A 25,339-nucleotide genomic window follows, 5' to 3' on the forward strand; every position below is an offset into this window, starting at 1 on the left:
CCCCAAGCTCTCAATCACTCACTCACGCACGGCCGCCGCATCGAAATCCAACAGCTCGTTCGTATAAGTCTCGCGCACTTCCGAGACCGGCTTGCCGTCGCCGCCATGCACGATGGCGCGATGCTCGAACAGCGCGTGCGGCGGATCGAGGTCCGCCTTCTTCGGCCGCTCCCGCATGATCGCCTCGCGCGTCTCGCCTTCCCAGCCCGGAGGCAGCGGCGACCATCGCATCTCCGCCGAGAATGTGCGGCGGAACGGCCGCAGCGGCGCGATCACCTTGCCGAAGGGCGCGTCGCTCGTCTCCAGCGCGCGATTCATCTCCGGCGTCAGCCGCGAGGGCACATACCAATTGTCGGCCTCGGAAAGCGTATGCGCGCCGCAGCGAAGAGCGACGCGGCGATATTTCACGGGCTCGTCCGCGCCGACCGCCAGCCGCTCGCGCTGCTCGGCGCTCGGCTCGGCGACGGTGCCCGACGCGACGCGCGCGACGATCTTCGGCTCCGCGGCCATGTGATGGTCGGCGCACCATTTCTCCAGCACCAATGTGGCGCTGCGGCCGGCGAGCAACTCGGCGTTCAGCGTCTCGACCAGCGCCAGCGCCTCGAGACGGCCGACGAAATCATCCGGCCAGGGCGCGCGCGCCAATGCCGGCGCCGCCGACAGAAAAGCGAGCCCCGCGAAAGCCGCTCGTCTCATCCTCGCTCGCATCACAGCGCTCCTCCGCCCGGTCTCGATGTGAATAGCGCAAGCAGCCGCCCCTGTCCCGCGTCGCAGACGGCGGCGATTTCGCGGCGGCCGTGTCGCTGCGTGGCGACTCTGTGACGCTTCGAAGGTATTCCGGCGAAGTCCGTGTTTTTGCTTACTGCCAAGCTTGTGAACCGCAATGCCCTCGCATAGTCCTAGTCACGAACGAGACAAGAGGACGCGATGAAGAACGTCGAATATCGTCTTTTCGCGGCTGCCCTTTGCTTGGCGGCTGCGCCACTATCCTCCTCCACCGCGGAAGCCGGCGTCACCCAGCAGGCGAAATTCTCCGCCGCCGCGCGGCTCGAGCCGACGAAAGTGCTGGTGCTCGGCTCCGAGCGCCGCGCCAACGCCGACCAATACGCCGCGCGTCAAAAGCTCGACGCCGGCTCGCTGAAGCAGTCGCACGCAGCTTCCGGACTCATCCAATGCGGACGCGCGCATGGCGCCGGGCAGCTGACGCTCTCCAACAATGTCATCACCACTGCGGCGCATGTCTTCTTCGACGAGCGCGGCGCCAAGCGCGCGCGCGTCTGCCAATTCGTCACCGAGGTGGATGGCAAGAAGCGTCGCATAGCGGTTGATATGTCGTCGATCGTCGCCGGCTCCGCCAAGCCCTACGCCGTCAAGGCGATCAATGATTGGGCGGTGGCGCGGCTCGCGCAGCCGCTCGACGATGTGAAGCCCTATGAGCTCGCCGATCAGCTCGCCGTCGAGCAGACGGTGGAGTTCGTCTCGCGCGGCCATTCCGATTGGCGCGACGCCGAGACAATGTCCTTCGAGGCCTGCCGCCTGCGCGCGCAGACCAATCAGCTGAAGGGCGGCGCGCGCGAGTTCGCTTTCGATTGCGGCACTGGCGACGGCGCCTCCGGCGGCGCGGTTCTCGCGGGCGAGCAGCGCGCCAAGCTCGGCGCCATTCTGGTCGGCTGGCGCAGCAATGATCCCTCGCACATCGGGCCTTATTCGACGTCGAATTACAATTTCGTCGTCTCGGTCGAAGGCGCCTTCCGCGAGGCGGTGCTCGCCGCCGCCGGCAATGGAACGCCGCCCGCCACCGCCAGCGCGACGCCCGCCGGCGAGAAGGCCGAGGGCGACAAGGCTGCGGACAGCGAGCAGCGCCGCTCCGCCGGCCGCGACTGACAGCAAAGGGATTTGCGAGCCTGAAGGCTCGCGGTCCAGGGCGCGGGTCGGACCGCGAGCCTTCAGGCTCGCATCCCGGACCACGCATTCAAAACGCCCGGCGTCGCTCTCAGCGGCCGCCGGGCGTTTCGATTCCGCCCCCGATTCCGCCCCATGAGTCCTTCACCGCATCGAAATGCGCGGAAGCGTCATAGGCCGCGACGGAGAGGCCGAGCTGCTGCGCCGACAATCGGCCCATCGCCGCCAGCACGGCGTAGGAGGCGACGACCCGGTCCCGCTGCGCGACCACCAGCGCCAGACGCGCGCCGAGCAGCTCCTGCTGCGCGTTCAAAATCTCCAGCGTGGTGCGCTTGCCGGCCTTGGCCTCCTCGCGCACGCCCTCGAGCGCGCGCTCGGCCGCGGCGATCTGCGCGCTGGCGGCGGCGATCTGCGCCTTGGCGGCCTGCAGCCCGCCCCAATTGGCGCGGGTCAGCGCCATCAGCTCGGCGCGCGCGGCGTCGACGTCGAATTTCTTCTGCCCCGCCGTCTCTTTCGCCTGGCGCAGCCGCGCCGAGGTCCCGCCGCCGGAATAGATCGGCACGGATAATTTGCCGAGCACTTGCGCGCCGAGCGCGCGATTGCCGCGGCCGTCGATATCGGACTCGGTGTAGACCTTGCCGACCATGGAGAGGCTGGGCAGAAAATCGCTCTCGATCACCCTTATGTCGAGATCGGCGGCCTCGGCGTCATGCTGCGCCGCGCGCACCACCGGATGCTCGGCGAGCGCGATGCGCTCCGCCGCCTCGCGCGATTTCGGCAGCAGGCGATCGATCGGCTCGGCCGGCGCGAGGCGCCGCGCCTCTGCTCCCATGATTTGCGCATAACGCGCGAGGCCGGCGTCGAGCTCGGCGCGCGCCGTCGCGGCTTGCGAGCGGCCGGCGGAGAGGCGCGCCTCGGCTTGCGCAATGTCGGTCGGCGTGATCTCGCCGGCCGCATAGCGCTCCTTGGTCTGGCGCAGCTGCTCCTCGAGCACGGAAACATGGTTCTGCTGCAAGCGCAGCGCAGCGGTGTCGCGTAGCACGTTCATATAGACGGAGACGGCCTCGAACAGCAGGCGCTGCTCCATGAGCCGCAGCCGCTCGCGTCCCGCATGCACATTGGTCTGCGCGGAAAGCGCGGCGTTATGCGTGCGAAAGCCGTCGAACAATGGCTGCTCGACGCTGAGCACGGCGGAACGCGGCGGCCCGCCGCGATTGTTCTGAATGCTCTCGACCCAGAGCGGCTCGAGACGATTGCCATTGTCGTATTCGAAGGACTTCTGCACCGAACGCCGCCGCTCGACGCCGAGAAAGGCGTCGGTCCTCACGCTGGGGCGGAATTGCGCGAGCGCGCGCGGCACATTCTCGTCATTGGCGCGCTGGCCGGCGCGCGCGGAATTGATCGTCGGATTGAGCTCATAGGCGCGCGCCAGCGCGCCGGCGAGGGTTTCTCCCGAGGCGGCGGCCGGCGTCAGCAGAGCGAGCCCCAAAGCAAAGACGGAAACGCCTCTCATGCGTCGGCGCCTCGCGGCTCGGCGACGACATCCTCCTCCGGCGCAACAACCGCTTCATCGCGGCCGAACAGCGCATAGAGCGCCGGCAGCACGAAGAGCGTGAGCACCGTCGCGCTGACCAGCCCGCCGATCACCACTGTCGCAATGGGCTTTTGCACCTCCGCGCCCGTGCCGGTCGCAAAGGCCATGGGCAGAAAGCCGAGCGAGGCGACGAGCGCCGTCATGGCGACAGGACGCAGGCGCGTCATCGCGCCTTCGACAATGGCCTCACGCGGCGCGCGGCCCTGCTGCACCAGCTGCAGAATATAGCTGCGCATGACGAGGCCATTGAGCACGGCGACGCCGGAGAGCGCGATGAAGCCGACCGCGGCGGAGACCGACATGGGCATGCCGCGCAGCCATAGCGCGGCGACGCCGCCGGAGAGCGCCAAAGGCACGGCGCTGAACACGATGAGCGCATCACGCGCCGAGCCCAGCGCCGAATAGAGCAAGAGGAAGATGAGGAAGAAGCACAGCGGCACGACGAGAACGAGCTTTTGCCGCGCGGCGGCGAGATTCTCGAACTGGCCGCCCCAGGAGAGCCAATCGCCGGCGGCGAGCGTGACTTTCGCTTTCACCTTGTCCTGCGCCTCGGAGACGACGGAGGCGATATCGCGCCCGCGCACATTGGCGGTGACGACGACGCGGCGCTTGCCATTCTCGCGCGAAATCTGGTTCGGCCCCTCATGGAAGGAGAAGGAGGCGACCTGCTTCAGCGGCACGGTGCGCGTCTGCCCCGTGTCATGCCCGCGCACGGAGACGGGCAGATTCTCGAGCGCGCGAATGTCTCGGCGCAATTCGTCCTTCAGACGCACGATGATCGGAAAGCGCCGATCGCCCTCGAAGACGACGCCGGCGCGCTGACCGCCGACAGCAGCGCCGATGACGTCCTGCACTTCCGCGACGCTGAGGCCGAGATGCGCGATCTCGGTCTTGTCGATCTTGATCTCGAGGAAGGGCAAGCCCGCGATCTGCTCGACCTTCACATCCTCGGCGCCGGAGACGCCGCGCAGCACGCCGGCGATCTGCTCCGCCTCCTTGAGCATAGGCTCGAAATCCTCGCCGAACACCTTTACCGCCAGATCGCCGCGCACGCCGGCGAGCAGCTCGTTGAAGCGCAGCTGAATGGGCTGCGAAAACTCATAGAGATTGCCGGGCAGCTCGGAGACATGGCCGTCGATGCGGCGGATCAGCTCCTCCTTGGGGAGCTTGGGATCGGCCCATTCCTCGCGCGGCTTCAAGAAAATATAGGTGTCGGTGAGATTGGGCGGCATGGGGTCCGTCGCCGCCTCCGCCGTGCCGGTCTTGGAGAAGACATAGGCGACCTCGGGCGCGCGATGAATGGCGTTCTCGACGTCGTTCTGCATCGCCTGCGATTGGGTGAGCGAGGCGCTCGGAATGCGGCCCGCCTGCATCGCGAGATTCTTCTCGTCGAGCGTCGGGATGAACTCCTGGCCGAGACGCGCGGCGAGCAGCAGCGCCAGCAGAAAAGCCCCGGCGCCGATGGCGATGGGCCTGCGCGGCGACGCGATGGCGCTCTGCAAGCGCGGCAAATAGGCGCGCTTCAGCGCCGCGATGAATTTGTTCTCGCTCTCCTCGACGCGGCCGGAGACGAGAATGGCGATCATCGCCGGCACGAAGGTGAGCGAGAGAATGAAGGCGGCGGCGAGCGCCAATATCACCGTCAGCGCCATGGGGTGGAACATTTTGCCTTCGACGCCCGAAAAGGACAGCAGAGGCACATAGACGAGGATGATGATCGCCTGGCCATAGACGGTCGGTCGGATCATCTCCACGGCGGAGGCGATCACCGTCTGCAGCCGATCCTCGAGCGAGAGCGCGCGGCCGAGCGCATGGCGCCGCTCGAAGAGATGACGCAGGCTGTTCTCGGCGACGATCACCGCGCCATCGGCGATCAGGCCGAAATCCAGCGCGCCCATGCTCATGAGATTGGCGCTGATGCGGCCATAAACCATGCCGGTGGCGAGCAGCAGCATGGTGACGGGAATGACCAGCGCGGTGATGAGCGCCGCGCGGAAATTGCCGAGCAGCAGAAACAGCACGACGATGACCAGCAGCGCGCCCTCGGCGAGATTGGAGGCGACCGTGCGGATCGTCGCATCGACGAGCACGGTGCGGTCGAGAATCGTCTTCGCCTCTATCCCCGGCGGCAGCGACGCCCTTATGACGTCGAGCTTGGCGCCGACGGCGGCGGAGACCGAGCGGCTATTGCCGCCGATCAGCATCAAGGCCGTGCCGATGACGACCTCCTCGCCATCCATGCTGGCGCTGCCGACGCGCATCTCGCGGCCTATGCCGACCTCGGCGATGTCCTTCACGCGCAAAGGCACGCCATTGCGCGTCGAGACGACGACGCGTTCAATATCGTCGATCGTCTCCAGACGGCCGCCGCTGCGCACCACATAGCCTTCGCCATTGCGCTCTATATAGCCGGCGCCGCGACTCTGATTGTTGCGCTCGAGCGCCGTCGCCACATCGCCGAAGGAGAGGCCGAGCGAATAGAGCTTCATCGCATCGGGCCGCACGTCGAACTGCTTCACAAAGCCGCCGAGGGAATCGATGCTCGCTATATTGGGCACGGTTTTGAGCTGCGGCTTGACGATCCAATCCTGCACCGTGCGCAGATAGGCGGCGCGCTCGAGCTCGTTGCGCAAGAGCTGCCCGTCGGGCGTCAGATAGGAACCGTCATTCTGCCAGCCCGGCTCGCCGTCGAGATATTTGCGGCCCGGCGTCTTCGGCGCATAGCGGATCGCCCACATATAGATTTCGCTGAGGCCGGTCGCGATCGGCCCCATGCGCGCCTCCACGCCGACGGGGAAATTCTCCTTGGCTTCCGCGAGCCGCTCATTCACCTGCTGGCGCGCGAAATAAATGTCGAGCTTCTCGGCGAACACCGCCGTCACCTGCGAGAAGCCGTTGCGCGAGAGCGAGCGCGTATATTCGAGGCCGGGAATGCCGGCGATCGCGTTCTCTATGGGGAAGGTGATCTGCTTCTCGACCTCGGTCGGCGACAACGCCGGCGCGATGGCGTTGATCTGCACCTGATTATTGGTGATGTCCGGCACGGCGTCGATCGGCAGGCGATCGAGCGATGAGGCGCCAATGAGGCAGGCGAGCAGAGTCAGCAGCGCGACGAGCCACCGCTGGCGAACCGAAAAGGCGATGCAACGCTCGATCATCTACTGTCACACATTCCCCGTCGCGCGCCGCCGTCATCGACGAGGCGGGCGGTCAGTCCAACCCTTCGAGCCGCGACTTGCCGAGCTCCGCCTTCAGCACGAAGACATTGGTCGCGGCCGCCTGCTCTCCCTCCTCGATCCCGGAGACGATCTCGATCGCCTCATTGTCGCTCGCCCCGGTCTCCACCTTGCGCTTCACGAAGCCTTCGGGCGTGCGCACGAAGACGACCGTCTCGCCCTCGAAAGTGAGCAGCGCCGAGCGCGGCAGGCGCAAGCGCGCGTTCTTCTCCTCGAGGGTGATGCGCGCCGTCATCGCCGTGCCGGGACGAAGAGCGAAATCCGCATTGGGGAAAGAAGCGACGGCGCGGCCCGAATGCGTCTCATGGTCGAGCATGGGGCCGATGAAGACGATGCGGCCCTCGGCCTCGTCCTCGCCGTCATGCGAGAGGCGCACGCTCTGCCCCTCGCGCACCGACGGCAGGTCGGCGATGGCGACGGCGATATCGGCGAAGACGGTGGAAAGATCGGCGACGACATAGATCTGCGCATCGCCGCCGACCGGCTGGCCGAGATCGGCGCGGCGCTCGATCACCTTGCCGGAGATGGGCGCGCGAATCTCCTTGCGGCGCAATTCGCCGACTGGCTGGCCGGCGAGAGCGGCGATCTCGCCTTCCGAGAGATCGAGCGCGGCGAGCTTCTGCCGCGCCAACTCGACGCGGAGCTTGGCCTCCTCATAGGCGCCGCGGGCTTTCAGAAAATTCTGCTCGGCGGAGATCTTCTTGTCGAAGAGCCCCTTCTCGCGCTGGAACAGCGCCGATTGTAGATCGAGGCCCACTTTGGCGGCGAGATAGTCGCTCTTGGCGTCGGCGACCTCGCGGCTCTCGACAATGGCGATCACCTCGCCTTTCTCGACCGGATCGCCGAGCCTCTTGCGCAATTCTGCGACCGCGCCGACGACCTTGGCGGCGACGCGACCGATGCGGTCGGGATCGACCGAGACGACGGCGGGAGCCGCCACATCGCGCGTCAACACGCCGGGGGCCGCCGCGACCGTGGCGATCTTGGCGGCGGCGATCTGCTCGACCGTCAGCTTGACGAGGCCCTCCGCGCCCTTGGCGGCAGCGCTCTCGGCGGCTTTCTCGCCAGCGGCGAGCAACGCGCGAATCGGCGCGGAGATTTGCGGAAACAGCGAGCCGAGCATGGCGCTCGTCAGCGTTGCGGCGACGAGGCGCAGAGCGCGCGAGCGCCCCGAATTAGAAGTGCTCCAAACAGGAATGACGCTCGGCCGTCGCGCTTCTGCGTCGGTCGGAACGACGTCGGATACCGCCAGTCGGCGGAGCAAGTGGGCCAAGTCTCGCGCGCGCATCTCGAGACTTCTTTAACCCGTACGGCCGGCTGCGTCCACGCCAGAGCGCCGGAAAAATGGGCGCCGCGCCTGCTTCTCGAACAGGAATCACGCGCAGGACTCACGCGAACGAAAAAAGCCCGGCGCGATGCGCCGGGCTCCTCTCCCCCCAATGTCGGAAGAGATCAGTATTTCGCGACCACCGGAGCCGGCGCGCCGAACAGATTGCAGTGATAGTTCAGGCCGACGCGAACGGAGTGGAACGTGTTCTCCACGCCGCGCTGGCCGACGAACAGCACGGGCGGGAAGGTCGGGGTTCCGATCGCATTGCCGCGCTCGAGCTCCGTGTAGAGATACTCGACCTTGGCCGACCAGCTCGGCAGAAAGGCCCATTCCACGCCGCCGCCGGCGGTCCAGCCGGTGCGCGTGCCGGACTCGGAGCCGAAGGCGGCGAAGCCGGCGCCATCCGCATAAGAGAAGGTCGTCGAGCCCTGGCCATAGGCGAAGCCGCCCGTGCCATAGACCAGCAGGGTCGGCAGAACGGCGTAGCCGACGCGGCCGCGCACCGTGCCGAACCAGTCGAGACGCTGATTCACGGTCACGCCGGACGGCAGCAGGCCGAAGCCGAAGCCGCCGGTGGAGCCCTTCAGATCGGCGCCCTGGAAATCGGCCTCGAGGCCGACCACGAAGCCCGTGCCGGCGAACTGATAATTATAGCCGAGCTGCACGCCGCCGAGCACGCCGTCGGCGTTGGAGGCGCCATAGGACCAGGCCGAAACCGGCAGCAGGCCGAAGGACGACAGGCCGCTGACATTGTTATTGTCGGTCCAGCCATAGCCGATGTTCACGCCGGCGTAGACGCCGGTCCAGCTGAAGGCCGGCGCGGCCGGAGCGACGAAGGCGGGCGCGCCCTTCTGCGACGGAAGGTCGGCCGCGAAAGCCGGAGCGGCGGCGATGGCCAGCGCGATAGCGCCAACGGCGGAAAGAGTCTTCATAGGTTCCCCTCACAGGATCAGTGCGACCGTCGCTCGTGTCCGTTGCGCCCCCCGACGCCGGAACCGAGCGGCCGCTGGTGTTGCCGATCGAGCGTGATCTAGGCCCCGGTGCAAAGCCGCGTCAACGCTGGCAGCGCCAATTTGCTTCGCCGCTGCTCCGATTTCATTATGGTTGTGACAATTTCGTCACATTGAATACGCTCTATCGAAATCTATGCTTGACATCTTGGAATGCGCAGATTTCCACTTGCGCGAATCGTGATAGTGTCTAATTTATATAATATTATCAATTATATAATACAGCGACCACGACGCGCCGCAGCAGCGGAGGCGCAGAGGCGGCCGCCGAAGACGACGAGCGCCATAGAGGCTCGAACAGCGAATGTGAACAAGCGCTTGAAGATAAGTCGCGGCGCGATGGAAGCATCGGAGATGAATATCTCGCCCCGTGCAGCGAGTTTCGCCATCCGAGAACGACTCTTCTTTCAATGATTTGCGCGCTATCAGCCGCCGCGCCGCTCGCGCCGCAGCCGCTCCCAATAGTCGAGCCGCTTGGCGATCTCGCGCTCGAAGCCGCGCTCCACCGGACGGTAGAGATTCTGCCGGCCGAGCGCCTCCGGCCAATAATCCTGTCCGGAGAAAGCGTCCGGCTCATCGTGATCGTAGCGATAGCCGTCGCCATAGCCTTCGCTCTTCATCAATTTGGTCGGCGCATTGAGGATGGTCTTGGGCGGCATGGGCGAGCCGCTCTCCTCGGCGAGGCGGCGAGCGGCCTTATAGGCGACATAGCCGGCGTTGGATTTGGGCGCGGTCGCCACATAGAGGACGGCCTGCGCGAGGGCCAGCTCGCCCTCCGGGCTGCCCAGAAAATCATAGGCGTCCTTGGCGGCGTTGGCGACGACCAGCGCCTGCGGATCGGCGAGGCCGATATCCTCCACCGCCATGCGGACGATTCGCCGGGCCAGGAACAGCGGATCCTCGCCGGCGACCAGCATTCGCGCGAAATAATAGAGGGCGGCGTCCGGGTCCGAGCCGCGCACGCATTTGTGCAGCGCGCTGATGAGATTGTAATGGCCTTCCTGCGCCTTGTCGTAGATGGGCGCGCGCCGCTGCACGATCTCGGCGAGCCGGGCGCGATCGAAGACCTCGCCCTCCCCCGCCGCGCGCCAGACATCCTCGGCGAGGGTCAAAGATGCGCGGCCGTCGCCATCGGCCATGGCCACGAGAGCGGCGCGGGCGTCCTCATCGAGCGGCAGGGGCTTGCCCTCGGCCTGCTCGGCGCGCTGCAGCAGCTTCTCGATCGCCTCGGCGCCCAGCGACTTGAAGGTCAGAACGCGGGCGCGCGACAACAGCGCGGCGTTGAGCTCGAAGGAGGGATTTTCGGTCGTCGCGCCGATGAGCGTGACCGAGCCGTCCTCCATCACCGGCAGGAAGGAATCCTGCTGGCCGCGGTTGAACCGGTGAATCTCGTCGACGAAGAGCAGAGTCCCCTGCCCCATGCCGCGACGGGCGCGCGCCGCCTCGAAAGTCTTTTTCAAATCGGCGACGCCGGTGAAGATCGCCGAGATTTGCACGAAGGAGAGATCGGTCTCATGGGCGAGAAGGCGCGCCACCGTCGTCTTGCCGGTGCCGGGCGGCCCCCAGAAGATCAGCGAGCCGATCGAGCCGGAGCGGATCGCGCGCGTCAGCGCTCCGTCCGGGCCGACGAGATGGTCCTGGCCGGCGACTTCCTCCAGCCGCTGCGGACGCAGGCGGTCGGCCAGCGGATGCGGCGCATTGCGATCGAGCCCGGCGGCGGCGAACAAATCACTCATGGGGCGCCTTTATAGACGATCGTCGGCGCCGACGCCCCGCCCGCGCGCCCGCGCCGGCTTAGTTCGTAGTTTCCGAACCTTTACCTTTGCCGGGGCCTATTTAACCGCCGGTTAACCATTCGGAGGCTATTACGATTCTGTAAAATTCTAGCGACCTTCCCCTGTTCTCTCGTGGCGTCCTGGCGGCGTAGGAGCCCTAAACTTTCAACCACAGGTCGATCAGCATGCGCACTATCGCATTCGTCACGCAGAAGGGCGGCGCCGGAAAGAGCACGCTCGCTAGCAGCATCGCCGTCGCCGCAAGTTGCGCGGGCGAACGTGTTTTCATTATCGATTTGGATCCGCTCCAATCATTGGTCAAATGGTCGAAGGCGCGTGAGGCGACCGATGTTCCGGTCGAGCATGTGCCGCCGGCCAAGCTCGGCAAAGCGCTCGCCGCGCTCGAGAAGAAGGGCGTCACCCTCGTCGTCATCGATGCGCCCGGCGCCGACAGCGAATATTCGGACGCCGCCATTCGCGTCGCCGATCTCTGCATCATTCCCGCGCGCCCCAATGTCTTCGATCTGTGGGCATGCGAGCTGACCCGCGCCAGCATCAAGGACAAGAAGAAGGATTACGCCTTTCTTCTCAACCAGTGCCCGCCCGCGCAGCAGAACGCCCGCGTCGATCAGGGCGCGCAAGCGCTGCAGTCGATCGGCGCGCTGCTCTCCCCCATGGTCTCGGCGCGCGTCGATTATCAGGAGGCGGCCCGCCTCGGACTCGGCGTCTGCGAGCTCAATCCGGAGGGCGTCGCCGCCCAGGAGATGCGCGAATTGTGGCAGTCGGTGAAGCGCCGCCTCAAGAAGGGCTTCACGCCCGTGGCCGCCGCCAAGCCGGAGACGAAGGCGGAAGCTCCGGCCAAGGTCGAGGCGAAGCCTGCCGTCAAGGCGGAAGCCAAGGTCGAGGCCAAGGCGGAGGCGAAGCCTGCGGCCAAGGTCGCCGCCAAAGCGCCCGAGAAGGCCGCGCCCGCCAAGCCGGAGAAGGTCGCGGCCAAGGCGGAGCCGCAGCCCGCGGCGCGCAAGCAGACCGCCGCCGAGGCCGCTGCGGCCGAGAAAGCCGCCAAGCCGCAGGCCAAGCCCGCGGTCAAGAAAGCGGCCTGACGCAAAGACGAACCGCGCGGTCGCCGCGCGGTTCCTCGCCCAAAAGTCAGCCGATCTCGACGATTTTGGCGCTGTGGTGGATCACCTCGACGCCATCGCCGACGCTCTTGCCGAGCAGCGCCTTGGCGAGCGGCGCGACATAGGGGATGAGCCCTTTGGCGGGATCGGCCTCGTCCTCGCCGACCAGGCGAAAGCTCTGACGCTTGCCGGTCTCGTCCTCAATGACGATGCGATGGCCGAAGCGCGCCTGCTCGTGATCGGCGATCGGCCGCACGACCTCGGCGGTGGCGCGCCGCGCCGACCAATAGCGCAGATCGCGCGCCGCCCGCGCCACGGCGCCCTTGTCGTCCTTCGCCTGCGCCGCATCGAGCTCCCCATGCAGACGCGCGAGCTCCGCATCGATCATCGCGAGGCCCTCCGGCGTGACGAGATTGCGATACGGGCTGATGGGACGATCGGGCAGCTCCTGGCGGAGCTCGTCGTCGTCCTGCTCTTTGGTGAAGGCGCTGCTCATTTCATCACGTCCTGTTCGACGCCGCTGCGCGTCAACCGATCTCGATCACCAGCCGGCCTCTGATTTTGCCGGCGACGATCGATCGCGCGCGCTCGAGCGCCTGCGCGAAAGGCGCCGTCTCGGTCATTCTCGCGAGCAATCCTTTGTCGAGATCGCGCGCCAATCGTTCCCAGCCCATGCGTCGCAAGGGCAGACTGGGCCGAACGCTTTCGACGCCGATGAGCGAAACGCCGCGCAGGATGAACGGCGCGACAGTCGTCGGCAGCTCCATTCCCTGCGCATTGCCGCAGGCCGCGACGACGCCGTCGATCGAGGTCTGCGCCAGCACATTGGCGAGCGTCACCGAGCCCACCGTATCGACGCCGCCAGCGAAGCGCTGCTTTTGCAACGGCTTGCCGGGAACGGAAAGCTCGGCGCGATCGACGATCTCCGACGCGCCCAGACCTTTGAGATAGGATTCTTCCTCGGGACGTCCAGTGGATGCGACGACACGCCAGCCGAGCGCCGCCAGCAGCGCCACCGCCACGGAGCCGACGCCGCCCGCCGCGCCCGTCACCACCACCGGCCCGCGCGAGGGCTCGAGCCCCTGTCGCTCCAAGGCCATCACGCAGAGCATGGCCGTGTAGCCGGCGCTGCCGATCGCCATCGCCTGATGCGGCGTCAGCCCCTGCGGCAAATGCACCAGCCAATCGCCGCTGACCCGCGCGCGCTGCGAGAAACCGCCGAAATGCTGCTCGCCGAGCCCGCAGCCGCCGGCGATCACTTGCTCGCCCGGCCGGAAATTCGGATGGCTCGAGCGCGTGACGACGCCCGCGAAATCGACTCCCGGAATCATCGGAAAGCGCCGCACCACCGGCGCCTTGCCGGTGACGGCGAGGCCGTCCTTGTAATTGACGGTGCTGTGCGTGACCGCGACATCGACGTCGCCCTCCATCAGCTCGCTGTCGGCGAGCTGCGCATAGGCGGCGCGATAGCCGGCCTCGTCCTTGTCGATGCGTATGGCGGTGAATGCGCTCACTTTTCCAAGTCTCCTCTCTCGCCGAGACGCGACGTGGCGCGCCGCCATCCGTGTCTATACGTAAAACTCTATGTAAACGAAAGGTTTCTAAAGCAGGACATTACCAAACATTAAGTTGCTTTTCGGCTGCCGAGAACGAATTGTCTAAGCGTCAAGTCCACCCATTCCCCCCAGGTGAACGCTCATGAAGAAACATCTCCTCGCCGCCGTCGCTGCGGTCGCTCTCACCCTTCCGCTCTCGGCTGGAGTCTTTGCAGAGCCGGCTCCCGGCGAGCATCATCATCCCCAATTCTCGGCGGAGGATCATGCCGCCTTCACCGACGCCAAGATCGCCGCTCTGAAGGCCGGCTTGAAGCTCACCCCCGCCCAGGAGAAGAACTGGCCGGCGGTGGAAGCCTCGCTGCGCGATATCGCCAAGGCGCGCGCCGCCCGCTTCGCCGAGGCCAAGGACAAGATGAAGGAAATCCACGAGCATCGCAGCGTGATCGAAGGCTTGCAGTGGCGCTCCAAGGCGCTCGCGGCGAAAGCCGCCGAGACGGAGAAGCTCGCCGAGGCGGCCAAGCCGCTCTTCGACAGCCTTGACGACGCCCAGAAGCGCCGCTTCGCCGTTCTGCTGCATACGATCGCCAAAGGCCCGCATCACGGCCATGAGTGGGGCGGCCCGCACGACGGCCCCGAGCACGACTGACGCTTCTCTAGAAACCTCGACGCCCCGCACGGCATTCGCCTGCGGGGCGTTTTCGCGTCAATAGGCGCGCTCGACGCAGAAATCGACGACCTCGAGCAGCGCCGACTTCCACGGCGAGGCCGGGAAAATCTCCAGCGCATCGCGCGCGATGGCGCCGTAGTGGCTCGCCCGCTCGACCGTGTCCTTGATGGCGTCGTGCTTTTTCATCAGCGCGCAGGCGGTCTCGACGTCGCCGTCGTTGATCTCGCCCTTCTCCAGCGTGCGGCGCCAGAACTCGCGCTCCGTCTCCGAGCCGCGGCGGAAGGCGAGCACGACCGGAAGCGTGATCTTGCCCTCGCGGAAATCATCGCCGACATTCTTGCCGAGCTTGGACGATTGTCCGCCATAGTCGAGCGCATCATCGATGAGCTGGAAGGCGATTCCGAGATTCATGCCATAGCTGCGGCAGGCCGCCTCGTCAGCCTTGGAGCGGCCGGTCAGCATGGGGCCGACCTCCGCCGCAGCGGCGAACAGCTCCGCCGTCTTGGAGCGGATGACCGCCATATAGGCGTCCTCGGTGGTCTGCGTGTCCTTGGCGGCGTTGAGCTGGAGAATCTCGCCCTCGGCGATGACAGCGGCGGCCTGCGACACGACGGAGAGGCAGGAGAGCACGCCGGGCTCGACCATCATCTTGAAGGCGTGGCCGAGCAGAAAATCGCCGACCAGCACGCAGGTCTCATTGCCCCACAGCATTCGCGCGGCGATCTTGCCGCGGCGCATGTCGCTCTCGTCGACGACATCATCGTGCAGCAGAGTGGCGGTATGCATGAACTCTATGCCGGCCGCGAATTTGATGTGACCGTCGCCTTGATAGCCGGACATGCCGGCAGTGGCGAGCACGAGCATCGGCCGCAGGCGCTTGCCGCCCGCAGAGATGAGATGATTCGCGACCTCGGGGATGGTCGTCACGTCCGAGCCGGTGCGCTGCAGGATCAGCTGGTTGACGCGCTGCAGATCGGGGCCGATCAGCGAAAGCAGATTATCGAGGCCGGCGGACTTTTTTTCCTTTTCCTCCAGCGGTATGACGATGCCCACGTAGACCCCTTTGGCTTGCCTCTGTCGAATGTGAAGGGAACTTAAGGCTTTGCAGGTCTCGCGGCAAGCCGGGATGCGCGCAGGCGCCTCCCGCGCCAAAAGCCTCGCCCGCTCCGCGGCTCGTCGCTGCGGAGGCGGCGTCTCCTCCGTGCGCAGACCAAATCGGCGCAGATCATGAGCGCGCCCGCCGCGCCGCGCGCCGACGGCTTTCTCGGCGGCAAATTGCGGCTGCTGCAGCCCTCGCGCGGCCATAGGGTGGGAACGGACGCCATTCTGCTCGCCGCCGCCGCGCCACGCGCGCTCGGCGGCCTTTTGCTCGACATAGGGGCCGGCGTCGGCGCCGTCGGCCTCATCGCCGCGCTGCGGGCGCCGCTGGCGACGATCGGCCTCGTCGAGATCGACGCTTTGTCCGCTTCGCTCGCGCGCGAGAATGTCGCGGCCAATAGGCTCGGCGAGCGCGCGCGCGTTTTCGAATGCGATGTCCTCTCCGCCGCCGCGCGCCGCGCCGCCGGGCTCGAGGGCGCGAACGCCGATCTGATCCTCACCAACCCGCCCTATCTCACGCCGGGCCGCGCGCGCGTCTCTCCCGATCCGCGACGCGCGCTCGCCCATATGAGCGCGGGCGGGCTGGAGCCCTGGCTGCGCGCCTGCGTCGCGCTGCTGCGCCCGGGCGGCGCGCTCGTGATGATCCATCGCGCCGACGCCCTGCCCGATTGCCTCGCCGGCGTCGGCGCACGGCTCGGCTCGCTCGCACTATTGCCGATCGCACCGCGCGAGGGCGAAGCGGCGACGCGCATGCTGCTGCGTGGCGTCAAAGGCTCGAAGGCGCCGCTGGCGCTCTACCCGCCGCTGATTCTGCATGGCGCCGACGGCGCCTTCACGCCAGAGGCCGAGGCGCTCCATCGCGGCGACGGCGAGCTGCCTTGGCCGTTCTAGGCTATCACATATGTATATACCACAGATGGACTAATTGTTGCGGCATAGCTGAGACTGTGGCTATATTCTAGGTATCTCTACGCAGTCGCGCTGCTCGGCAGGCGCTAAAATCACATTTTTCTAGTATGTTAGAGGCACTAATGCACCATAAGCGGCTCGTCGGACGCAATCCATCGCTCGAGGCTTCCAAGCTCGTTCTCGCTCTCATTCTCGCGGCTTCCGCCTCACGCGACGCTGCGCGCGCCCAAGCGGCGCCGGAAACTGCGCAAATCCAGGACGTGCGCGTCGGCGCCGACGTCAATGACGCAGGACTGACGCGCCAAGAGGAGAAGGTCCTCGTCAAGACGCCGCGCTCCGGCGATTTCGTCAGCGGCCAGAAGGCGCAGGTCGAGCATTTGGAGCGGCTGTCGGATTTCTCGCAGCTCGTTCCCAATTATCGTCCGAACGTCTCCAACCCGCAGACGTCCCGCCCCGCCATTCGCGGCGTCGGCCAGGGCGCCGGGACCGGCAATGGCTCGGAGAACGACACCGGCTTCATCATCGACAATGTGTTCTGGAAGGCCGTCGGCTTCCAATGGTCCGATTTCGTCGAGATCGAGAATTTCGAGCTCGGCCTCGGACCGCAGGGAACCGCCGGCGGCAAGAACACCACTGTCGGCAACATCATCGTGCGCACGCAGCTGCCATCCTTCGAGCGCAAGGCGACATTCGAGACCTCCTTCGGCAATCACACGCATCTCATCGAGAAGCTGAATGTGACCGGGCCGATCATCGACGAGAAGCTCGCCTATCGCGTCACCTTCTTCTACGACAAGGACAATGGCTTCGTGAAAGACCAGGTCACGGGCGCAGGCATTTCTAACGCCAATCGCTGGGGCGCGCGCGGGCAATTATATTACGTCGGCGAGGACGTGACGGACAGGCTCATCTTCAGCTATGCGCGATCGGCCGAATACAACAATAACAATAGCGGCCCCTTCTCCGACTCGCTGCAGATTTTCGCCAATGGCACAGTGGCGTCGAGCTATTCCTCGACGCTCTTCAGGCGGCTCGGCCGCATGGTCCTCACTTTCGATCGCTATCGCCCCTATTACACTCATCTCGGCACGCTGAGCTCGCGCACGATCACCGCCTCCAACGAGCTGAATTGGCAGATCGGCGAGAACACATTCACCTCGATCTCCGCCTGGGGCGAGTTCCGCCTGCTTCCCTACAATAATACCGGCAATCAGCTGATCGACATCAGCGACAGCCACACTAATCAATGGACCGATCAATTTTCGCAGGAGTTTCGCCTCACCTCGCCCAAGGATCAGCCGCTCGAATGGAGCGTCGGACTCTTCGGCCTCTATGAGAAGGTCTTCAACTACAGCGAAACGGAATATGGCTCGGACGCCGCGCAATGGTTCGGCACGCCGACGACCGACAAAGGTCTGCTGTGGGGCGTCGATTATCATACGAACGGCAAGGCGCTGACGATCAACGGCGCCGCCTATGGACAGGCCACCTATCACGTCGACGAGCAGCTCGCTCTGACCTTCGGTCTGCGCAACGGCTATGAGGTGAAGGGCGGATCGAATTTCGGCTGGATACAGCCCGGCTATCTCAGCGGCAATTTCACCTTACAGCAATTGGCCAACGCCGTGCGCGGCGCCAGCTCGACCCAGCAATTCTTCGACACCGGCGGAACGTCGAAGGGCGCCAATCTGCTGACCGGAATCTTCAATCCGTCCTATCGCTACAACGACAATATATTGGTCTATGGGCTCGTCGGGCGCGGCGAGAAGGCATCCGCCGTCAATTTCGCCGTTCCGATCTACGAATCGACCAACGCCTTCAAAGGATTTCAGCCGATCCTCACCAAGCGCGAAGTCTCCTGGGACTATGAGCTCGGCGCCAAGACCAATTGGTTCGACGGCAAGCTCATCGCCAATATCAATCTCTATTGGAACGATCTCTATAATTTCCAATCCAATCAGACCGACACCAGTTATGTCGACGCGACCGGCGCGCCCATCCGCTCCACCTATCTCGGCTCCGTCCCGCATGTGCGGCTGAAGGGCGTCGAATTCACCGGACGGTGGAATCCGATCGAGCGCTTGTGGATCAACGCCTCCGGCGCCTTCACAGAGGCGCGCTATGTGAGCTATCCCGACGCGGCGCCGCCGGCGGACTGGATTTGGACGACCAATATCAACGGGGTGAAGCCGCCGCTCACCATCTCGCGCTCGAACACGCGCTGGGAGAATCTGCCGATATGGGCCTTCAACATCGGCGCGAATTACGAGCATCCGCTCGGCGCCGCCTTCGCCGAATGGGGCGAATGGACCAAGCAGCCTGTGACGGCCTTCGGCTATGTCAATGCGAGCTGGTCGGACAAGATCCTCTTCACCAGCCCGGTCGCGACCAATACTTATTGGCAGGCGCCCTTCACCATTCTCAACACCGGCTTCGGACTGCGCAGCGACGACGAGCGCTGGAGCATCTCGTTCTGGGTGAAAAACCTGCTCGATCGCCGCGAGGTCACCAACGCCACGACCTCCACCAACACCAACGCCGCCAACAACAATAGCGGCTGGTCGCCCGGCTCCGCGACGACGCCCGCGACGATGGCCTTCACCAATCAGCCGCGCAGCTTCGGCGGCAGCCTGCTGGTGAAGCTCTACTGAAGCGCAGCTCTCACGCCGCGAGATCGGCCACCACCGCGTCGAGCACGGGAAACCCTTCCGAGCTCACGCGGATGCGATTGTCGCGGGTCAGCTCCACGAGCCCGTCGCCGATCAGCTCGGCGACGCGCGATTGCGACAGCTTCTTGCCGGTGAGGGCGAAGAAGCGCGCGGGATCTATCCCCTCGCGCAGGCGCAGGCCCATCAGCAGAAACTCGTCACCCTCCTGCTCCGCGGACAGCAGATCGTCCTCGACGAGGCCATGGCCCTCCGTCTCGACGCAGGTGAGCCACATTTCCGGATGCTTCTCGGTCGCTTGGGCGCGGCGGCCGCGCGGCGTGATGAGCCGCCCATGCGCGCCGGGGCCGACGCCGGCATATTCGCCATAGCGCCAATAGACGAGATTATGCCGGCATTCCGAGCCGGGCCGCGCATGGTTGGAGACCTCATAGGCCGGCAGGCCGGCGCGGGCGGTCACTTCCTGCGTCACGTCCCATAGCGCGCGCTGCGTGTCGACATCGGGCAGATCGAGCTTGCCGGCGTCCACCATGCGCTCGAACATCGTCTCCGGCTCAATGGTGAGCTGATAGAGCGAGACATGCTCCGTCACCCGCCCCAGAGCGAGTTCCAGCTCCTTGCGCCAGGCCGCCGGCGTCTGCTGCGGACGGGCGTAGATCAGATCGAACGAGGTGCGCTCGAAAATCTTATTGGCGACATCGAGCGCGGCGAGCGCCTCCGCCACCGAATGCTGGCGGCCGAGCGCGCGCAATTCTATGTCGTTGAGCGCCTGCACGCCGAGCGAGGCGCGATTGACGCCAGCCGCCTTGAAGCTGCGGAAGCGCGAGGCCTCGACGCTGGTGGGGTTCGCCTCGAGCGTGACCTCGCAATCGGCGGCCATGGGCCAATGATCGGCGATCGCTCGGAGGATCGCCTCCAGCGTGGATGGGAGCATCAGCGAGGGCGTGCCGCCGCCGAAGAACACCGAGCGCACCTCGCGTCCCGGCGCCAGAGCGGCGCGATGGGCGATCTCCGTGCGAAAGGCGTCCACAAAGCGATCTTCATCGACCTCGCCCTTGCGGACGTGGCTGTTGAAGTCGCAATAGGGGCACTTCGACAGGCAGAACGGCCAGTGCACATAGACGCCGAAGCCCGGGTCGAACGCGTTTCGAATCGTCGCAGCCATGGGGGCTTTATGCCACGGTAGGCCGAGAAGGTCACGCTGCTGAAACGCGGCCGGAAGCTTTGCCGGGACGAATGGTTTCGCATTGCCGCATTGAAAGGCGTGAAAGCGGCGTTAATTGCCGCTTCGCGGGACGTCCCGCTCGAGATGCCGCGCTGGACATGACCTATTTTCTCAGCTTTTACGGACTTTGGCTCGCCAGCGCTTTCCTCGTCGGCGCCCTCTCCGGCCTCGCCAGCCTGCGCCGTGCGGACGACGATCCCTCGTTGCTGCGCGAAGGAGACTTCTTCCTCGCGCTGACGCTGTGCCTCGTCGCCATTCTCGCCAAGGCCGCGCTCGGCCGATTCGCGCTCTATCTCGAGGGCGTGTTCGCGCTCTACGCCGCCTTTCTGGCCGGGCTCGGCGCGGCGGCGCTGTGGTCGGGGCCGATCGCGCGCGATCATCTCGGCTGGCGCATCGGCGCCGGCATGGTCGCCGTCATCGCCATTCTCGCCAATAGCGAGGCGGCCAAGAGCCTCGAGGATGCGCTGGGGCATCGCCTCGGCTCGCTGGTGCAGCGGGAGGGCGGCGATCCTTTGAATTTCGAGGTCAGCGGCCGCGATGTCTTCCTGCCCGCCGACGCTTCCGGCCATAGGGCGCTGGCCGAGCGGCTGGCGAGCGCCGCCGGCGTGCGGACGGTCTGGCGGGTAGACTCCCTCTCGCCAGACGCCGCCTCCCAGCGCGAGGAGGCGCTCGCCGCCGTCTCAGCGGAGCAGGACGCCCATCGCGCCGCCGCGGCCGCCTGGGCGGAGCGCGAGCAGGAGCGTGTCGCCGCCGCCCTCGCCGCGCCGCCCCGGCTGGTCGAGGCGCCGTCTCCCCCCAAAAAAGGCCGCAAGGTCTCGGAAGGCCGCTCGGCCGAGCGGTCCGCGCCCCCCGCCGCGCCGCCGCCGCCGCCGGCCGCGCTCGTCTGGAACAGCCCCAATGACCCGACGCTGCCGGCGCCGGAAGGGCCGAGCCTGCCGCCGCCCGCGTCCGCCGAGGAAAGCTCGCCCTGCCGCACGGCGCTCGCGGCGCTCGCCGCATCGGACAAAATTCGCTTCTCGGCCAAGAGCGTCGCGCTCGGCGCGGGGGCGGAGAAATTCCTCGCGCGGCTCGCCGGCTCGCTGAAGCAATGCCCGGATGCGACGCTCGAGCTGCGCGGCCATTCGGACTCGGTCGGCTCGCCCGAGGACAAGCGCGATTTGTCACAGCGCCGCGCTCGCGCGGTGTTCGACTATCTGCGCCGCATCGGCGTCTCGCGCGAGCGGCTGACCAGCGCCGGCGTCGGCGACGAGCAGCCCATTGTCGCGGGCGATGATCCCGCGAGCCGGGCGGAGAATCGGCGGGTGGAGATTCTGCTGCGCTGAAGCGCCCGCTTTTGTCGGAGCCTCGGCGCGAGCGACGGCCTTGCCGCTTCGCTCGAATCTCCCCAAAATGCAATGGAGCCTTGGATCGAGGCCAGGGCGCTCGGGTGAAGGTTTCCTCATCCTGAGGAGCCGCGAAGCGGCGTCTCGAAGGACGAGGGAACCTTCATGCGCGGCCATCTGGAACTCCCCATCGCGCTTCGAGACGCGCCCTTCGGGCGCTCCTCAGCATGAGGGGGAGGATTATTGACCTTCACCCGATCGCCCTGGGATCGACGCCGTTGTTTTCGGCGACGGACGTCGAACGGAGGCTTCCATGCCCAGAACCAACTCACGGCAAGAGCAGCGGCGGCTCGCATCTGAAGCATTGACGCGCGCAAAGCTCGCGCGCGTCCTTCACGAAGCCCCTGCCCGCCGCAGCGCCCAGGGGCTTTCCTCATGTCAGGCGAGGCAGGCCCGCGCCAAAGCCTGAAAGGCGCGAGCCCGATGCGACAGCGCGCGCGAGCCGTCGCCCGGCAACGCATGCTTTTCGGCCGACATCATCTCGCCGAAGGTGCGATCCAATCCATCCGGCAGAAAGATCGGATCATAGCCGAAACCCTTCTCGCCGCGCGGCGGAAACACCAGCACGCCATCGACGCGGCCCTCGAACTCTTCCACATGTCCGTCCGGCCAGACGATGGCGAGCGCGCAGATGAAATGCGCGGCGAAAGGCGCCGTCGCGCCGCGCTCATTCAGCTCGCGCTCGACGCGGCGGATGGCGGCGGAAAAATCGCGATTGTCGCCGCCCCAGCGCGCCGAATAGACGCCCGGCGCGCCATCCAGCGCATCGACGCAGAGACCGGAATCGTCCGCGAAGGCCGGCAAGCCGGTCGCCGCGCAAGAGGCGCGCGCTTTCAAAAGCGCATTGCCGGAGAAGGTCGTCTCCGTCTCCTCCGGCTCGGCGACGCCGAGCTCGCCGGCGGAGACGGCGTCGACGCCATGCGGCTCGAGCAGCTGGCGCAGTTCCCAGAGCTTGCCGGGATTATGCGTCGCGATGACGAGACGACCTTCGATTCTGCGCGTCACGCCAGCGCCGCCTTCTGCATTTGCACGAGCTTCTCGATGCCGCCGCGCGCCAGCGTCAGCATGGAGCCGAGATTATCCTCGGAGAAAACGGCGACTTCCGCTGTCGCCTGCACCTCGACGAGCCCGCCCGAGCCGGTGATGACGAAATTGGCGTCGGTCTCGGCGGTCGAGTCCTCCGTGTAATCGAGGTCGATCACGGGAGCGCCGTTGCAGACGCCGCAGGAGACGGCGGCGACATGGTCGCGCAGCGGATTGTCCTTGATGATGGAGCGCGAGCGCATCCATTGGAAGCAATCATGCAGCGCCAGCCAGGCGCCGGTGATGGAGGCCGTGCGCGTGCCGCCGTCCGCCTGGATGACGTCGCAATCGACGACGATCTGACGCTCGCCCAGCGCCGGCAGATTGGTGACGGCGCGCAGCGAGCGGCCGATGAGACGCTGAATCTCCTGCGTGCGGCCGGACGGCTTGCCGGAGGTCGACTCGCGGCGCGTGCGCGTATGGGTGGCGCGCGGCAGCATGGCGTATTCGGCCGTCACCCAGCCCCGCCCCTGCCCGCGCAGCCACGGCGGCGGCTTGTCCTCGAGCGTCGCGGCGCAAAGGACATGCGTGTTGCCGAATTTGACGAGGCACGAGCCCTCGGCGTAGCGGGCGACGCCCCGTTCGAAACTGACGGGACGCATTTCGTCTGGCGCGCGTTTGCTCGGCCGCATGAAGGCTCCTTGCTAGAGAAGCGGCCTTAGTAACGCGGTTCGGCCGCCAGTGGAAGCCGGGCGGACGGGCAGCCCGCGCGCGCCGGCCCGCCGGTCAGGCTCTGCTGTATTTCTCGAAGAGACGATCGGCGTTGGACCAGCCGGCCGCCGCCATGACGACCTTGACGTAATCGGCCGCTTTCGCGCCGAAATCCATCTGATAGGCGTGCTCGAACATGTCGAGCACGAAGATCGGATCGCCGCCCGCCAGACATTGCGTATGATCATTCGCCCAGCTGTTGACCAGCCGCCCGCCATGCTTGTCATAGGACAGAACCACCCAGCCGGAGCCGCCGCCGAGCGCCTTTCCCATGGCGACGAATTCGGCGCGCCAGCGGTCGAAAGAGCCGAAATCGCGGTCGAACGCCGCGGCGAGCGCCGCCCCCGGCTTGCCGGAGGCGCCGAGCCCGGCGAAATAGACCTCGTGCAGGATCATCGAGTTGGCGGCGATCAGCTCTTCGCGCTTCAGCCCGTTGATCTGAAATCCGGGGGCTTTGTCGAAATCGACGCCAGAGAGCTGATCGAGGATCGCATTCAAACGCTTCACTGCGCCGATGTAATTATTTTCGTAATGCGAGACGAGGATCTTCTCCGACATTCCTTCGACGCGCTGGGGATCGAAGGCCATCGGCTTCGGCTGATGGACGACGGCGGCGCGCTTCACGACGGCGGCTTTCTCCTCGGCGCGCGCTGCGCCGGCCGCCAGTGCGGCCCCGGTCGTCGCCGCTGCGCCCAGAAATTGTCTGCGATGAAAATCCTGCGTCACGCTCAGCCTCCTCGAACCGACGATCTTTCATTCTCCGCGCGCCGGAGCGAATTTGCTCCGAATGACATTCGGCCGCTTCGCGGACGGAGGGGGAGATCGTCTCAAAGTGAATTATCGCATAATTGAGCGCAGGAACGACCGATTTCTCGCCGCCGCGCCGGATTACGAAAATCGCCTATGGAGGCCTGGGAGAAATGACGAAACGCCTGCCCGATGAGATCGCCGACGCCTTTTCCTTCCAAGCGAAGGCATGCCGCGATCTCGCCTCGCCCTTCACCGCCGCGCTCTGCGAGACGCTCGCCGCCGGGCTCGACGAGAGCAGCGCCTTCGGCCGCAGGATTTGCGCCTGGGGTCCGCGCGCCAAGGCCGATGCGCTGGCGCTGCGCGCTTGCGGCGCGCTGCATTTTCTGGCGCGATCAGGCAAGGCGCGCGCGCTCGCCGCCGTTTACCCGCCCCATGCGCTCGATGAAGCGCGGCTCGCGCGCGAGGTCGCATGCGCGATAGAGGCGCATGATGATTTTCTCGCGGGCTTTCTCGATCGTCCGCCGCAGACCAATGAAACGGGCCGCTCCAGCGTTATTCTAGGCGGCGCGCTGATCGTCGCCGCGGCGACCGGCCTGCCGCTGGAGACATTCGAGATCGGCGCCAGCGCCGGCCTCAATCTGCATTTCGATCGTTATGGATATGATCTCGGCGTCGGCGCTTTCGGCGATCCTTCCGCGCGTCTTCGCCTCTCCTGCGACTGGCGCGGCGCGGCGCCTTCGCTCGATGCGCCGTTGCAGATCGTCGCGCGCGCCGGCTGCGATGTCGATCCGCTCGATCCCGGCGACGCCGCGCATCGCGCGCGGCTGCTCGCCTATGTCTGGCCGGATCAGAACGCACGTCTAACGCGCATGGAGACCGCGCTCGCTCTCGCCGCTCTGCATCGCGAGCGCGTCGAGCGCGCCGACGCCGGCGATTGGCTCGCCGCGCGACTCGCCGCTCCACCTCACCCCAATGTCACGCGCTTCGTCTATCACTCGGTCGTCTGGCAATATTTGCCGCTCGAGACCAAGCGCCGCGCCACCGCCGCTCTCGAAGCCGCAGGCGCCGCAGCGAGCCGCGAGACGCCGCTCGCGCGGCTGCAAATGGAGGCCGACGGCGACACGCGCTCCGCCGCGCTCACGCTGACGCTCTGGCCGGACGGCGAGAGCTTTGCGCTCGGCCGCGCGGATTTTCACGGGCGCTGGATCGAGTGGAGCGGCGCCGTCCCGCATCCCGCCGCATAGCTTTCGCCCTGCTCGCATCCATCCGGCGCCGCAGCGCTTTTCATCGCTTGCGCGCCGACCCATGTGGTGGGAGCATCAACCTC

At 66.2% G+C, this 25,339-nt stretch carries 20 protein-coding genes; 7 read left to right on the forward strand and 13 right to left on the reverse strand.

From position 1 onward, the window contains the following. Positions 1–18: 18 nt before the first annotated feature. On the reverse strand, positions 19–696 hold the full coding sequence (locus tag EDE12_RS10905) for a hypothetical protein (RefSeq protein WP_166671850.1): 678 nt from the start codon (positions 694–696) through the stop codon (positions 19–21). 231 nt (positions 697–927) lie between these two features. Here EDE12_RS10905 and EDE12_RS10910 point away from each other — a divergent pair, with 231 nt between their 5' ends. Beyond that, positions 928–1,884: a trypsin-like peptidase domain-containing protein gene (locus EDE12_RS10910; RefSeq protein WP_024880566.1), complete on the forward strand. Its 957-nt coding sequence runs from the start codon at positions 928–930 to the stop codon at positions 1,882–1,884. Between the two features lie 109 nt (positions 1,885–1,993). Here the strand turns inward: EDE12_RS10910 and EDE12_RS10915 are convergent, their stop codons facing one another. The 5 genes from EDE12_RS10915 to EDE12_RS10935 form a co-directional block, all read right to left on the reverse strand. Then, entirely contained in the window at positions 1,994–3,415 is a 1,422-nt protein-coding gene (locus EDE12_RS10915) for a TolC family outer membrane protein (protein WP_024880567.1), read from the reverse strand. Continuing rightward, positions 3,412–6,654 carry a CusA/CzcA family heavy metal efflux RND transporter gene (locus EDE12_RS10920; protein WP_026599028.1) on the reverse strand — a complete coding sequence of 1,081 codons (3,243 nt, stop codon included), beginning with the start codon at positions 6,652–6,654 and terminating at the stop codon, positions 3,412–3,414. The genes EDE12_RS10915 and EDE12_RS10920 overlap by 4 nt, the downstream gene beginning before the upstream one ends. A 52-nt stretch (positions 6,655–6,706) precedes the next feature. Beyond that, positions 6,707–8,005 (reverse strand): efflux RND transporter periplasmic adaptor subunit, encoded by a 1,299-nt coding sequence (locus EDE12_RS10925; protein ID WP_245275780.1) that lies wholly within the window; start codon positions 8,003–8,005, stop codon positions 6,707–6,709. Positions 8,006–8,184: 179 nt separating this feature from the next. Beyond that, positions 8,185–8,994 carry an outer membrane protein gene (locus tag EDE12_RS10930; RefSeq protein ID WP_024880570.1) on the reverse strand — a complete coding sequence of 270 codons (810 nt, stop codon included), beginning with the start codon at positions 8,992–8,994 and terminating at the stop codon, positions 8,185–8,187. Positions 8,995–9,497: 503 nt separating this feature from the next. After that, entirely contained in the window at positions 9,498–10,808 is a 1,311-nt protein-coding gene (locus EDE12_RS10935; RefSeq protein WP_134188080.1) for a replication-associated recombination protein A, read from the reverse strand. Between the two features lie 224 nt (positions 10,809–11,032). Here EDE12_RS10935 and EDE12_RS10940 point away from each other — a divergent pair, with 224 nt between their 5' ends. Continuing rightward, a complete protein-coding gene (locus EDE12_RS10940) occupies positions 11,033–11,947 on the forward strand; it encodes a division plane positioning ATPase MipZ (protein WP_026599030.1) in 915 nt (304 codons plus the stop codon). Between the two features lie 46 nt (positions 11,948–11,993). On the opposite strand, the gene greA is transcribed toward EDE12_RS10940, so the two are convergent. Together greA and EDE12_RS10950 are read right to left on the reverse strand one after the other, a co-directional pair. Then, the gene (greA, locus tag EDE12_RS10945) at positions 11,994–12,461 is read right to left on the reverse strand and encodes a transcription elongation factor GreA (RefSeq protein WP_024880573.1); all 468 of its coding nucleotides are present in this window, start codon (positions 12,459–12,461) and stop codon (positions 11,994–11,996) included. 31 nt (positions 12,462–12,492) lie between these two features. Then, complete coding sequence (locus EDE12_RS10950) at positions 12,493–13,479, reverse strand: MDR family oxidoreductase (RefSeq protein ID WP_024880574.1); 987 nt, start codon at positions 13,477–13,479, stop codon at positions 12,493–12,495. A gap of 184 nt (positions 13,480–13,663) precedes the next feature. Between EDE12_RS10950 and EDE12_RS10955 the strand changes: the two genes are divergently transcribed. After that, positions 13,664–14,167, forward strand: a complete 504-nt coding sequence (locus EDE12_RS10955; protein WP_024880575.1) for a Spy/CpxP family protein refolding chaperone — start codon at positions 13,664–13,666, stop codon at positions 14,165–14,167. A gap of 57 nt (positions 14,168–14,224) precedes the next feature. On the opposite strand, the gene EDE12_RS10960 is transcribed toward EDE12_RS10955, so the two are convergent. Further along, a complete protein-coding gene (locus tag EDE12_RS10960) occupies positions 14,225–15,241 on the reverse strand; it encodes a polyprenyl synthetase family protein (protein WP_024880576.1) in 1,017 nt (338 codons plus the stop codon). Positions 15,242–15,415: 174 nt separating this feature from the next. On the opposite strand from EDE12_RS10960, the gene EDE12_RS10965 reads away from it, so the two are divergent. Then, positions 15,416–16,177, forward strand: coding sequence for a methyltransferase (locus EDE12_RS10965; RefSeq protein WP_024880577.1), 762 nt, complete (start codon positions 15,416–15,418; stop codon positions 16,175–16,177). 140 nt (positions 16,178–16,317) lie between these two features. Continuing rightward, complete coding sequence (locus EDE12_RS10970; RefSeq protein WP_036291036.1) at positions 16,318–18,846, forward strand: TonB-dependent receptor; 2,529 nt, start codon at positions 16,318–16,320, stop codon at positions 18,844–18,846. A gap of 10 nt (positions 18,847–18,856) precedes the next feature. Here EDE12_RS10970 and hemW read toward each other — a convergent pair whose 3' ends face one another. Then, positions 18,857–20,026, reverse strand: coding sequence for a radical SAM family heme chaperone HemW (gene hemW, locus EDE12_RS10975; protein ID WP_024880579.1), 1,170 nt, complete (start codon positions 20,024–20,026; stop codon positions 18,857–18,859). A gap of 158 nt (positions 20,027–20,184) precedes the next feature. Here hemW and EDE12_RS10980 point away from each other — a divergent pair, with 158 nt between their 5' ends. Further along, entirely contained in the window at positions 20,185–21,408 is a 1,224-nt protein-coding gene (locus EDE12_RS10980; RefSeq protein ID WP_026599032.1) for an OmpA family protein, read from the forward strand. Positions 21,409–21,846: 438 nt separating this feature from the next. Here the strand turns inward: EDE12_RS10980 and rdgB are convergent, their stop codons facing one another. From rdgB to EDE12_RS10995, 3 genes are all read right to left on the reverse strand, one after another. Continuing rightward, entirely contained in the window at positions 21,847–22,473 is a 627-nt protein-coding gene (gene rdgB, locus EDE12_RS10985; protein ID WP_026599033.1) for an RdgB/HAM1 family non-canonical purine NTP pyrophosphatase, read from the reverse strand. Beyond that, the gene (rph, locus tag EDE12_RS10990; protein ID WP_026599034.1) at positions 22,470–23,183 is read right to left on the reverse strand and encodes a ribonuclease PH; all 714 of its coding nucleotides are present in this window, start codon (positions 23,181–23,183) and stop codon (positions 22,470–22,472) included. Before rph ends, rdgB begins: the two co-directional genes overlap by 4 nt. 94 nt (positions 23,184–23,277) lie before the next feature. Then, positions 23,278–23,988 carry a Fe-Mn family superoxide dismutase gene (locus tag EDE12_RS10995; protein ID WP_026599035.1) on the reverse strand — a complete coding sequence of 237 codons (711 nt, stop codon included), beginning with the start codon at positions 23,986–23,988 and terminating at the stop codon, positions 23,278–23,280. Positions 23,989–24,182: 194 nt separating this feature from the next. Here EDE12_RS10995 and EDE12_RS11000 point away from each other — a divergent pair, with 194 nt between their 5' ends. After that, positions 24,183–25,256: a DUF2332 family protein gene (locus tag EDE12_RS11000; RefSeq protein ID WP_026599036.1), complete on the forward strand. Its 1,074-nt coding sequence runs from the start codon at positions 24,183–24,185 to the stop codon at positions 25,254–25,256. The last annotated feature ends 83 nt before the right edge of the window (positions 25,257–25,339 follow it).

The sequence above is a fragment of the Methylosinus sp. sav-2 genome, from assembly GCF_004366495.1.
GTDB lineage: Bacteria > Pseudomonadota > Alphaproteobacteria > Rhizobiales > Beijerinckiaceae > Methylosinus.